The organism is Flexivirga sp. B27 (assembly GCF_052905685.1).
In genome coordinates this window covers 391,947-403,475 of record NZ_JBPYUM010000003.1, presented here as the reverse complement: position 1 = coordinate 403,475, position 11,529 = coordinate 391,947, and the positions used below count along the sequence as shown (strand labels likewise).

The 11,529-nt window shown below is 68.8% G+C and carries 11 protein-coding genes and 1 pseudogene; 4 read left to right on the top strand and 8 right to left on the bottom strand.

The window, feature by feature from the left end:
* The first annotated feature begins 290 nt into the window (after positions 1-290).
* A complete protein-coding gene (locus ACSZL9_RS14260; RefSeq protein ID WP_446666169.1) occupies positions 291-1,424 on the top strand; it encodes a hypothetical protein in 1,134 nt (377 codons plus the stop codon).
* 23 nt (positions 1,425-1,447) lie between these two features.
* Here ACSZL9_RS14260 and ACSZL9_RS14255 read toward each other — a convergent pair whose 3' ends face one another.
* Complete coding sequence (locus ACSZL9_RS14255; protein ID WP_446666168.1) at positions 1,448-1,975, bottom strand: arsenate reductase/protein-tyrosine-phosphatase family protein; 528 nt, start codon at positions 1,973-1,975, stop codon at positions 1,448-1,450.
* 207 nt (positions 1,976-2,182) lie between these two features.
* Between ACSZL9_RS14255 and ACSZL9_RS14250 the strand changes: the two genes are divergently transcribed.
* Entirely contained in the window at positions 2,183-3,697 is a 1,515-nt protein-coding gene (locus ACSZL9_RS14250; RefSeq protein ID WP_446666167.1) for a polysaccharide biosynthesis tyrosine autokinase, read from the top strand.
* Positions 3,698-3,758: 61 nt separating this feature from the next.
* On the opposite strand, the gene ku is transcribed toward ACSZL9_RS14250, so the two are convergent.
* Positions 3,759-4,784 carry a non-homologous end joining protein Ku gene (gene ku, locus ACSZL9_RS14245; protein WP_446666166.1) on the bottom strand — a complete coding sequence of 342 codons (1,026 nt, stop codon included), beginning with the start codon at positions 4,782-4,784 and terminating at the stop codon, positions 3,759-3,761.
* A gap of 151 nt (positions 4,785-4,935) precedes the next feature.
* On the opposite strand from ku, the gene ligD (ACSZL9_RS14240) reads away from it, so the two are divergent.
* The gene (ligD, locus tag ACSZL9_RS14240; RefSeq protein WP_446666165.1) at positions 4,936-5,892 is read left to right on the top strand and encodes a non-homologous end-joining DNA ligase; all 957 of its coding nucleotides are present in this window, start codon (positions 4,936-4,938) and stop codon (positions 5,890-5,892) included.
* Positions 5,885-6,808: a non-homologous end-joining DNA ligase gene (gene ligD / locus ACSZL9_RS14235; RefSeq protein ID WP_446666164.1), complete on the top strand. Its 924-nt coding sequence runs from the start codon at positions 5,885-5,887 to the stop codon at positions 6,806-6,808. Before ligD (ACSZL9_RS14240) ends, ligD (ACSZL9_RS14235) begins: the two co-directional genes overlap by 8 nt.
* A 95-nt stretch (positions 6,809-6,903) precedes the next feature.
* Here ligD (ACSZL9_RS14235) and ACSZL9_RS14230 read toward each other — a convergent pair whose 3' ends face one another.
* The 6 genes and pseudogenes from ACSZL9_RS14230 to ACSZL9_RS14205 form a co-directional block, all read right to left on the bottom strand.
* Positions 6,904-7,227, bottom strand: coding sequence for a histone-like nucleoid-structuring protein Lsr2 (locus ACSZL9_RS14230; protein ID WP_446666163.1), 324 nt, complete (start codon positions 7,225-7,227; stop codon positions 6,904-6,906).
* Between the two features lie 129 nt (positions 7,228-7,356).
* Positions 7,357-7,539, bottom strand: a complete 183-nt coding sequence (locus tag ACSZL9_RS14225; protein ID WP_446666162.1) for a hypothetical protein — start codon at positions 7,537-7,539, stop codon at positions 7,357-7,359.
* A gap of 43 nt (positions 7,540-7,582) precedes the next feature.
* A complete protein-coding gene (locus ACSZL9_RS14220; protein WP_446666161.1) occupies positions 7,583-8,149 on the bottom strand; it encodes a methylated-DNA--[protein]-cysteine S-methyltransferase in 567 nt (188 codons plus the stop codon).
* Positions 8,142-9,644, bottom strand: coding sequence for an AlkA N-terminal domain-containing protein (locus tag ACSZL9_RS14215; protein ID WP_446666160.1), 1,503 nt, complete (start codon positions 9,642-9,644; stop codon positions 8,142-8,144). Before ACSZL9_RS14215 ends, ACSZL9_RS14220 begins: the two co-directional genes overlap by 8 nt.
* Positions 9,645-9,720: 76 nt before the next feature.
* Positions 9,721-10,581 carry a pantoate--beta-alanine ligase gene (gene panC / locus ACSZL9_RS14210; RefSeq protein WP_446666159.1) on the bottom strand — a complete coding sequence of 287 codons (861 nt, stop codon included), beginning with the start codon at positions 10,579-10,581 and terminating at the stop codon, positions 9,721-9,723.
* A pseudogene (locus tag ACSZL9_RS14205) lies at positions 10,578-11,480 on the bottom strand (Rossmann-like and DUF2520 domain-containing protein); the annotation flags it as partial. The pseudogene ACSZL9_RS14205 and the gene panC, both read right to left, overlap by 4 nt.
* Positions 11,481-11,529 lie beyond the last annotated feature (49 nt).

The following is an 11,529-nucleotide window of genomic DNA, read 5'->3' as shown; positions in this document are numbered from 1 at the left end:
GCCGTCCGCGAGTCGCAAAGCTCACCGCGGGCCGCACCGAAGCGCAAGTCTCCTGGTCCAGTCTGAATAACTTCCTCGATGCTAACCGCAGCAGCCGAGCGCGGCAGCGGTCAACCACTGTGCGGGCACGGCGGTGCAGCATCTCTTGTGGCGGACAACGCCAGCAGGGGTCAGCATGTTCCGCGCTCCCGGCCACCTGTCGCGTGTTCGCGCAGAGCGAAATCCGCTGCCCGCCGACTGACTCCCGTTCTGGCCGGACGGGCACTCCCCGCGGTCGATACGATCCCGCCATGCCGCCTGAACACATCGACGTGCTGGGCTCGGTCATCTCCGTCGACATACCTCCCGCCGACTCCGACCGGATCCGCGCCCAATGGTCACGTTGTATGGCGCAACCCGACCGCACCCCCGTCACCTCGGTCGTCTACGGCTCGCAGGACGACGCCGACCGCCGCGACTACGGCCTGGCCAGTGCGCTCACCCTGGCCGGCATCACCCAGGCGGCCGGCACCAGGCTGATGCTGCACGCGGCCGGCGTGGCCGACCCGGGCACCGGTCGAGTGGCGGTCCTGGTCGCTGCTTCCGGCACCGGCAAGACCACCGCGGCTCGGCGGTTGTGCACGGCCGGTTTCGGCTACGTCACCGACGAGACGGTGTCGATCGGCACCGACGACGACGTGCTGGCCTATCCCAAGCCGCTGTCGGTCGTCATCGCCGGCGACTCGCCCCACCACAAGTCGCAGCACGGACCCGACGAGCTCGGCCTGCCGCCGTGCCCCGCCGATCCACGAGCGGCGCTCTTCGTCCTGCTGGACCGGGACGGCGACGACCCGGGTGCGACGCCCTCCCTGGACCGGGTGCCGTTGCTGGACGGCCTGATCTCGCTCATCCCGCAGACCTCCGCGCTGCCTGCGATGCCGCGGCCGTTGCAGACGCTCGCCGGCGCCGTCCGGCGCGCGGGAGGTGTATGGCGGCTGCGCTACCACGATGTCGAGGACGCCACCGACCTGCTGCGGGACGCCGTCCTTGCGGACCCGGTCGAGCCGAGCGATGTCACGGCGTTCCCGGCACCGGTCGACCGGTCGAGCCGGCCGCACCCCGCAGACGAAGCAGCATCGGAGGAGACAGCACCGGACGACCACGAGCCGCAGGTCGCGGACGACAGCCGGGTCGTCCGGGCGCCATACCTGGATGCCATCGGAGTCGACGCCGAGGTGCTGGTGCTGATCGACACGCGGCCGGTCCGGCTCAGCGGGCTCGGCGCCACGATCTGGACCGGCAGTGCGCAGGCGACGTCGGTCGCCGAGCTGACCGCACGGTGCGTCGCCGAGCACGGCGAGCACCCGCAGGCGGGCGACCTGGTGCGCGACGCGGTCCGCGAGCTGCTGCGACACGACGCGTTGCAGCTGACCCGCACCACCTGACCCGCCGCAACGACGGGTGAAGCTCAGTCGCCCAGCCGGGGCACCAGCTCGTCCAACAGCCCGCTGATCTGGCCGGCCACCCGGTGAGCCAGCTCCGGACCGCGCCGATAGGGGTCGGTGATGTCGTCCTCGTCCCGGGCACGCTGGCGGAAGGCCCCGATCTGCTCCAGCAGCTCGGAGCCGTGCACCTCGGCGGGATAGTCGCCGGCGATCCGTGCGAGCTGACCGAGGGTGAAGGTGCGACGCACGAGGTTCGGGAAGTCGTCCAGGACGACCGAGCGGTGGAAGGTCTCCATCGCCACGATCAGGTCGGCCGAGGTGATGATCTCGCGGGTCAGCGACTGCGCCCGGAAACCGGACGGGTCCCCGCCGAGGGCCTGCAACTCCCCCGCCATCGTGGGCTCCATCGCCGATCCGACCATCGCGCCGGCGCCGGCACTGGCGAAGGTCCAGCCGGTCACTCCCGAACGGTCCGCGACCAGGCCGGCGTATCGCTCGGCGAAGGGCGACCGGCAGATGTTGCCGGTGCAGACGAACACCAGGTGCGACATGTGGGCGGGACTCCTCTGGCACGGACTATGGGCTCGGAAGACTGGCGATTATCTTCGCACGACGGGCACAACTGACCGCCTCGGATATACTCGCGCCGTTCTGTGGAAGTTCGGGGGCACCACAACGTCACCCGTTCGCCGGAGACGGCACGTATCGTCCGATCGCTGCGAGCCTTCCGGCTCTCGCACGCGGTCATGGAGACGACGTTGACACTGGAAGACCTTTGGAAGCTCACCCGACGCTACTGGATCATGCTGGTCGCGTGTGCTTGTGTCGGGCTGGCGATCGCCGCGGCATACACCTGGACCCGCACCAAGCAATACACCGCGACCGCGCAAGCTCTCGTCGCCGCACCGAGCTCCTCGGGGGACAGCACCACCAGCGGCGCGGCATACAGCAGCGGCCTGGTCGCCCAGCAGCGCGCCGCAGTGTGGGCGGACCTGGCGACGTCGCGACAGGTCACCGGCGAGGTCATCAAGCAGCAGAAGCTGTCGCTGTCCAAGGATCAGTTGGCGACGCAGATCTCCGCGACCGTCCCGCAGGACAAGCCGATCATCACCATCACCGTCACCGCCAATGACCCCGCCCGCGCCAAGGCGATCGCCAACTCGGTCGTCGACGTGCTCACCAAATACGTGCAGAAGGCCGACCCCAACACCGGCGTCGCGATCAAGAACACCTCCAGCGCGGTCCTGCCCAAGGCGCCCTCCTACCCCAAGCCGGCCAAGATCCTGCCGATCGGCCTGCTCGCCGGGCTGGTCGTCGGCTACCTGCTCGCGCTGATCCAGCACCGCCGCGACACCCGCGTGCGCACCACCGACGACGTCGAGGAGAATCTCGGCGCGAGCGTGCTGGGCGTCATACCCGCGACTCGACAGCTGGCGGCTGCCGACCGGTCGTTGCACGGCAAGCAGGACTTCGCGACCCGGGAGGCGCTGCGGCAGCTACGCACCAACCTGCGGTTCGTCGACGTCGACCACGACCCGCGCAGCATCGTCATCACCAGTGCCCGGATGAGTGAAGGCAAGTCGACCGTCGCCGCCGCGTTGGCCTGGGTCATCGCCGACTCCGGTGACAAGGTCATCCTCGTCGACGCCGACCTGCGCCGCCCTGCGGTCGCGGGCATCTACGACCTGGACTCCTCCGTCGGCCTCACCCAGGTGCTGGCCGGCACCACGTCGATCGAGGACGCCCTGCAGCCGACGGGCAAGCGGGGGCTCTTCGCGCTGACCGCCGGGCAGATTCCGCCCAACCCCAGCGAGCTGCTCGGCTCCCAGCGGATGCGGCAGTTGATGGAGTCGCTGACCGACGAATACCGGGTCATCCTGGATGCCCCGCCGCTCCTGCCGGTCACCGACGCCGCGCTGCTGAGCGCCAGCGCCGACGGCGCGGTCGTGGTCGTCGCCGCCTCCGACACCCGCGTCGAGCATGTGCAGCGCGCCCGGCAGAACCTCCAGGCGGTCGGTGGCCGCGTCCTCGGCGGTGTCCTCAACCGCGTCAACACGCGCCGCATCAACCGCATCATGTATGGCGACACGCAGTACGGCCACGGCGCCTACGGCACCTACGCGGGCGAGAAGTACTACGGCGACTCACCGGAGAGCCAGGGCAGCGGCGCCAAGAGCAAGCACGCAGCGGCGGAGGACCGCCAGGCTGCCGAGGCCCCTTCGCCGGGTGTGCCGGAGAGCCGGCGCCTTCGCCGGCGCGAGCGCGCCAAGTAACCACCCGCTCGGTGGAGCACGTCCGGTAGTCGGCCAGCTATTGGCCCGGTGGTCGCCGGTTTCAGCCGGCCTTCTTGGCCGGCGTCTTCGCGGCCGCGTCCTTGCTGCCGGACTTCTTGGCGGTTGACTTTTTCGCAGTCGACTTCTTCGCGGTCGACTTTTTGGTCGTCGACTTCTTGGCTGCTGATTTCTTGGCGGTTGTCTTCTTGGCGGCGCTCTTCTTCGCCGGCGACTTCTCGGTCGGTTTCTCAGCAGCCGCCGCCGCGGGCTCCTGCTGCGAGCCGCTCTCGTCCACCGGCTCGCCACGGGACTTCTTGGCCCGGTTGACGCTCTGCTGCAACGCGGCCAGCAGGTCGAGCACCTCGCCGCCCTCGTCCTCCTGCTCGGGCAGCGCCTGCACCTCGTGGCCCTCCAGCTTGGCCTGCACGACTGCCTTGACGGCCTGCTCGTAGTCGTCGGTGTAGTCCTCGGGGTCGTAGTCGCCGGAGAGCGAGTCGACCAGCATCCCGGCCATCGCCAACTCGGCGGACTTCGGCTCCAGGTCGGCGGCCTCGTCGAGCACGCCGAAGTCGGCGCTGCGGATCTCATCCGGCCACAACATCGTCTGCAACACGATCACGTCGTCACGCACCCGCAGCAACGCGACCGTGGACCGGGTGCGGATCGACACCGTCACCAGGGCCACCCGGTCGGTGGAACTCAGTGCGTCGCGCAGCAGCACGTAGGGCTTCGCGGAACCCTTGTCGGGCTCCAGGAAGTAGCTCTTGTCCAGCAGCATCGGGTCGATCTGCGAGCTCGGGACGAACTTGTCGACCGCGATCTCCTTGCTGTTGCTGATCGGCAACTCAGCCATGTCTTCATCGGTCAGCACGACCATCTGACCGTCCTCGGTCTCGAAGCCCTTGGCGATGTCGTCATAGGACACCTGCTCGCCGTCGATCGAGCAGACACGTTGGTATTTGATCCGGCCGCCGTCCTCCCGGTGCACCTGCCGGAACTGCACGTCGTGGTTCTCGGTGGCGGAGTAGAGCCGCACCGGGACGTTGACCAGACCGAAGGAGACGGCGCCCTTCCAGATTGCCCGCATCCAACGATTGTGCGGTGTCGGTGTGACAAGCAGCAAGGGAAAAGCGGCCGACGGCGGTGCTCGCGTGATTTCCGGGCTGATTCTCGTGGCAATTCGCCGGCAATTCTCCGGCAGTCCTCAGGGCCACCGGATTCAGGGCAGGATTGTCCTCATGCGTCCCATGCTCGCCACCCCCGCCGACACCGTGCCGGAGGGCGACGACTGGCTGCACGAGGTCAAGTGGGACGGCATGCGGATCCTCGCGCACGTGTCCGGGCCGACCGTGCGACTCACCTCCCGCACCGAGCGGGACGTGACCGTCGCCTTCCCCGAGCTCGTCACTCCCGACGCCGGACTGCAGGGGTATGACGACCTGCTTCTCGACGGTGAAGTGGTGATCCTCGTCGACGGCGTGCCGTCCTTCGCTGCTCTCGCCGAGCGGTTCAACGTGTCCGATGCGTCGATGGCGGCCCGGCTGGCCGCATCCGCTCCGGCGACGTTCCTCGTCTTCGACGTGCTGCAGGCGATGCACAAGCCGACGCTGGTGATGCCGTTGCGACAACGCCGGCAACTGCTGGAAGGACTGGAGCTGGCGACCCGCTTCGTGCAGGTGCCGCCGACCTTCACCGACGGGGCGCAGCTGGCGGAGGCGACCGCCGCGAAACACCTGGAAGGCGTGGTGTCCAAGCGGATCGGGTCGCCATACCGACCGGGGCGGCGCAGCGCCGACTGGCGCAAGATCGTGCACCGGCGGACCGACTCGTTCGTCATCTGCGGTTGGCTGCCCGAGCGCGACAACGACCGGGTGCTCGGCTCGGTCTATCTGGCGACGCCGACGCCGGCCGGTCCGCTGATCTACCGCGGCCGGGTGGGTTCGGGTCTGGCCGGCGCGCGCGGTGCGACGGTGCTGTCCATGCTCGACGAAATATGTTCTGCCGACTCGCCTTTCGAGGACGATCCGCCGAGCGAACCCGGGCGCGGCCCGATCCGGTGGGTGCGCCCGGAGTTGGTTGCCGACGTGGAGTTCCTCGGCATATCCGACGGCGGCCAGCTGCGGCAGCCGAGCTGGCGCGGAATACGCCACGATCTGCGCCCGGCGGATCTCGCGGAGACGGATGCAGATGCCTGAGCAGATCATCACCGAGGTCGACGGGCGGCGCCTCAAGCTGGGCAACCTGGACAAGATCCTCTACCCGGGCACCGAGACCACCAAGGGTGAGGTGTTGCACTACTACACCCAGGTCGCCGAGCCGCTGCTCGCGGTGCTCGCCGACCGGCCGGCCACCCGGATCCGCTGGCCGCACGGCGTGGCCGACCTGTCCTTCTTCGAGAAGAATCTCCCGCCCGGCGCACCGGCCTGGCTCCCACGGGTGAGCCTTCCCTCGTCCGGATCCCGCGGCACCGGCGATCAGGTCACCTACCCGGTCATCGGCGGCCTGCCCGAGCTGATCTACCTGGTCAACCTGGCGTCCCTGGAGTTCCACGTGCCGCAGTGGCGGCTGCGGGGCGACGTGCCGACGAACCCCGACCGGATGGTCATCGACCTCGACCCAGGGGCCCCCGCCGGACTGACCGAATGCGCCCGGCTGGCGCTGATCGTGCGCGACCGGCTCGCCGACATCGGCCTGGACCGGTGCGTGCCGGTGACCTCCGGCAGCAAGGGCATGCAGGTGTATGCCGCCCTGCCCGACGCGGGCACCGACGAGGGCCAGTCCAGCGAAGCCGTGCGAGACGCGGCGCGCGAGCTGGCCCAGCAACTCACCCGTGAGCATCCCGACCTGGTGGTGTGGAAGATGACCAAATCAAAACGCCCGGGAAAGGTGCTTCTCGACTGGTCGCAGAACACTGCGGCGAAGACGACCATCGCGCCATATTCACTGCGCGGGAAAGAACGGCCAACGGCCGCCGCGCCACGCACCTGGGACGAGATCGAACGCGGCGCACAGGAAACTGACAGCTTGCGGCAACTAACATTCGACGAAGTCATGGAAAGGCTGCAAGCCGATGGCGATCTCTTCGCCGCCGGCCTCGGGACCCGCTGCTGAAACCCGCCCGCCTCGGAGATCGACTTCAACACATCGAAAACGCCATCGGGCGGGCACCGATGTGCCCGCCCGATGGCGATTTCAGTTGACCTGGATCAGGAATTGGCCTTGGCGTAGGCCTCCTGCACCTCTGCCGAGACCCGTCCACGGTCGCTGACCTTGAAGCCGTTCTTGCGGCCCCATTCACGGACCTTGTTCAGATCGGTGCGTCCCGCGGACCGGCTGGGCGCGACCCGCCCACGGCCACGGACCGAACGAGCGTGACCGACCCACTTGGCGAAGTCATCACGCAACTGAGCAGAGTTTGCCGCGGAAAGGTCTATTTCATAGGCCTTTCCGTCCAAAGCGAAAGAGACCGTCTCGCTCGCTTCGGACCCGTCAAGGTCGTCCTCGAGCAGAATCTGCACGCGCTGAGCCATCGTGAGTTACTCCTTGCAACGGGATCTGAAGACTACGAATGCAAACGCTAACACAGCGCAGAGAGCATCAGTAACGAATATTCCCGGTGAATTATTTAGCTTCTTCGCACGCGAAGAAGTGCGCCGAGACTACTTCTGCTGATCAGAAGTTTCGGAGTCGTGTCGGGCGGCTTCTGTCTCGCGTTCCCACTGGGCATGCGCAATGCGCTCGCGCCGATCGGCTTCCATCATGTGCTTGAGGATGACGTAGAGCAGAAAGAGCAACCCGATCGACGGGATCAGAGTCGCGATGTAAGGCCACACGCCCTCCATGATAAGCCCGCCCGTCGGGCCCGCTGCGCGTGCCGTGGCTCCGCTAGAAGAGTTGCTGCTGGACCTCCTGCGGACCCCGTTCGTGCGCCAGCAACCACCGCTTGCGCTCGATGCCGCCGCCATATCCGGTCAGGCTGCCGTCGGCGCCGATCACCCGATGACACGGGACGATGATCGAGATCGGGTTGCGCCCGTTGGCCAGCCCGACTGCGCGACTGGCTGTGGGGCTGCCGATGTGCGCGGCAAGCTCGCCGTAGCTCCACGTCGCACCGAACGGTATGTCGCACAGTGCGCGCCATACACGCTGCTGGAAATCGGTGCCCTGCAGTCGCAGCGGCAGGTCGAATTCGGTCCGGTCGCCGGCGAAGTATTGCGTGAGTTGTCGTGCGGCCTCGGCCAGCAACGGATCAGTCGCCGGCCCATCCCCCTGGCAGTCGACACGGGGGCCGTATTCGGACGGGTCGGCGCCGTGGGCGTAGGTCTGCATGTAGAGCCCGACGATCTGTGCACCGTCGGCGAGGACCGTGACCGGGCCGATCGGTGTGGGCTCCACGACCGCGTGCCGCCGACCACGGTCGTCGGCATCCGGGTGCTCCGTGCGGTCACTCATGCTGGGCTCCTTCGTCGCCGGGAAGCTGGTTGATCTCGTGCGGGCCACTCGCCCACAGATGTTGTATGGCGTGGGCGCGCCAGGGCCGCCACGGCTCCGCGCGGGCCTGCTGCGCGCGACCGCTGTCGGGCAGCCCGAGTCGCGACATCGCTTGTCGCACACCGAGATCGGTGGCCAGGAACGCGTCCGGGTCGCCGAGGGCGCGCATGGCGACACCCTCGACCGTCCACGGTCCGATGCCGGGCAGCGCGAGCAGCTGCTGCCGCGTGCGGTCTTGATCCGCGCTGGGCGACACATCGATCTCGCCGTCAGCCAGCGCCGCAGCCAGCCCCCGCAACGTGTCGCGTCTGCTGCGCGGCATCGCGAGCGTCTCGTCGGAGGCAGCCGCCAGCGCCGCCGGCTCCGGGAACATCGCCGTCAGACCGCCGTCCGGATCGTCGACCGGCGCGCCATACGCCTCGACGAGCCGGGCCGTGTGGGTGCGGGCCGCTCGGGTGGAGATCTGCTGCCCGATCACCAGCCGCAGCGCGAGCTCGGCACCGTCGACAGTGCGCGGCACGCGGCGACCCGGCACCGCACGCACCATCGGCTCGAGGCACTCGTCGGTCGCCAGGTGCGCGTCGATCGCCTCGGGGTCGGCGTCGAGGTCGAGCAACCACCGGCTGCGGCTGATCGCGACCGGGAGGTCGGCGAGATCCCGCAGCCAGACCCGGGCCGCGACGTAGCCGTCGGCCGGGCGCAACGCCACCACCGCCGGGCCGTGCGGCAGGCGCATCGTGCGTCGGTAGGCGCCGTCACGCCACTCCTCCACACCGGGCACGGCGGTCGCGACGAGATGTCCGAAGAGGTTGTCGACGCACAACGGTCGACGGAACGGCAGCCGGAGCTGCAGGTGGTGCCAGGCACCACCCACATCAACTCCGACGTCGGAAACCCTTGATTTGGAGCGCAATTCGCGCGGCGCCTGAGCGAAGACCGCTCGGATCGTGTCGTTGAACGCGCGAATGCTGCCGAAGCCGGCGGCGTGCGCGACCTGGGTCAGCGGGAGCGTCGTGGTCTCGATCAGGATCCGGGCGGTCTGTGCGCGTTGTGCCCGGGCGAGCGCGAGCGGCGGCGCGCCGAGCTCGGCTCGCAGCTGCCGCTCGACCTGCCGGGTGCTGTAGCCCAGTCGTCGACTCAGGCCATCGACGCCGTCCCGGTCGACGACACCATCGGCGATCAGTCGCATGGCACGTGCCACCAGGTCGGCACGCGCATTCCACTCCGGCGAGCCGGGACTCGCGTCCGGGCGACACCGTTTGCAGGCGCGGAAACCCTGTGCCTGCGCGGCAGCAGCACTCGGATAGAAGGTGATGTTGCGTGCCTTCGGCGGTGTCGCGGGGCAACTCGGCCGGCAATAGATGCCGGTGGTGCGGACCGCCGTCACGAACCAGCCGTCGAAGCGGGCGTCCCGAGAGCGGACGGCCGCCATACACGTCTGCGGATCGGTGAGCACCGGACCAGTCTGCTCCGCGGCGCCGACAATGACTAGCGGAAAAACGACATGTCGGACGCCACTCGGCCTTCGACCGTCAGGCGTCCGCGCCCACCCCGAACTCCAAGGGCAGGTTGTCGATCAGCCGGGTGGTGCCGACCTTCGCGGCGACCGCGAGCAGCGCCGGCCCGCGATACCACTCCGGCACCTGCTCGAGCGTCTCCGGATGCACCAGCACCAGGTAGTCGACCAGCGCCAGCGGCTCCTTGACCAACACGTCGCGGGCTGCGCGGCGCACCGCCGCCGGGCCGGCGTCGACCTGCTCGGCGCCGGCGTTCAATGCACGCGAAAGACTCAGTGCCACTTCACGATCCGCCGGGCTCAAGTAGGTGTTGCGACTGCTCAGCGCGAGGTCGTCGTGCTCCCGGACCGTCGGGACGGCGACGACCTCGACCGGGAAGTCGAGGTCCTGCACCATGCGTCGGATCAACAGCAACTGCTGGGCATCCTTCTGCCCGTAGAAGGCGAAGTCGGGGCGCACCAGGTGCAGCATCTTCGCCACCACGGTGAGCACACCGTCGAAGTGCCCGGGCCGGGAAGCACCTTCGAGCACCTCACCGAGCTTGCCTGCGGACACCCGCACGCCCGGCTCGCCTTGCGGATAAACGACATCCGGTGAGGGTGCGAACACGACCGAGACGCCTTCGCGCTCACAGATGCGCAGGTCGTCGTCGAAGGTCTGCGGGTAGCGCGACAGGTCCTCGCCGGCTGCGAACTGCAACGGGTTGAGGAAGATCGTCACGACCACGTGATCCGCGGATTCCCTTGCGGTGCGGATGAGTTCAGCGTGTCCCTCGTGCAGCGCGCCCATCGTCATGACGGTGGCGACCGTCCCCTGCAACGAGCTGCGCGCCGGCTGGAGTTCTTCCCGGGTGTGGGCAACCACCGTGTCAGTCATCGGTCCTCTTTCGTGGCAAGCAGGTCGAGCATGGGTTGCACGGCTTCCGCGGGCATCGCCCGTCTGGTCGCCGCGCGCTCGGTCGTCGCGGTCGCGAGCGCCCGGTAGGCACGCAGTATGTCGGCAGGCTGCCCCTCGAGCGCAGCCAGGTGTGCGGCGACGGTGCCGACGTCGCCACGCACAACGGGTCCGGTGAGCGCCCGATCGCCGCGCTGCAGGCTGTTCTCCAGGGCGGCTTCGAGCAGCGGCCGCAGCAGCCGCTCTGGGTCCTCGACGCCGATGCCGCGTAGCAATTGGCCCGACTGCGCGACGATCGTCGTCAGGTGGTTGGCCGCATGTGCGAGCGCCGCGTGATAGGTCGCGCGGTCCTCGTCGGCCAGCCGGAAGGGCTCGCCGCCCAGGTCGAGTGCGAGGGCGTCGGCAACCAGGTCGGCGCCCATCGACGCCGTCACCGCAATCGGAGTGCCCACGATGCGCTGAACGTCCGCAGGCTCGCCGGTGAACGTCATCACCGGGTGCAGCACGACCGCGTCACCCCCGGCGTCGACGACCGGCTGCAGCACGTCGAGACCACGAAAACCACTGGTGTGCACCGCCAGTCGGCCACCGGTCCAGGCATCCTGTGCGGCAAGGCCGGCCACCAGAGGACCGATCTCGTCATCAGGCACGGTCAGCAGCAGCACGTCCGCAGCAGCAACGACGTCCGGCACGTCACGCAACGGGACCCCCGGCAGCATGGTCTGCGCGCGGTGCCGTGATGCCTCGCTGACAGCACTCGCCGCGACGACGTCGTGCCCCGCTGCGCGCAGCGCCGCACCGAGGACCGATCCGACCCGCCCGACACCGACGATGCCCACGCGCAGGGTCGGCCGCTGCAGTTGACTCACCCGCACGACGCTAGTCCAACGCCCGCCCGGACCGCGCGCACGGTCCGTCTACTGTGACTGC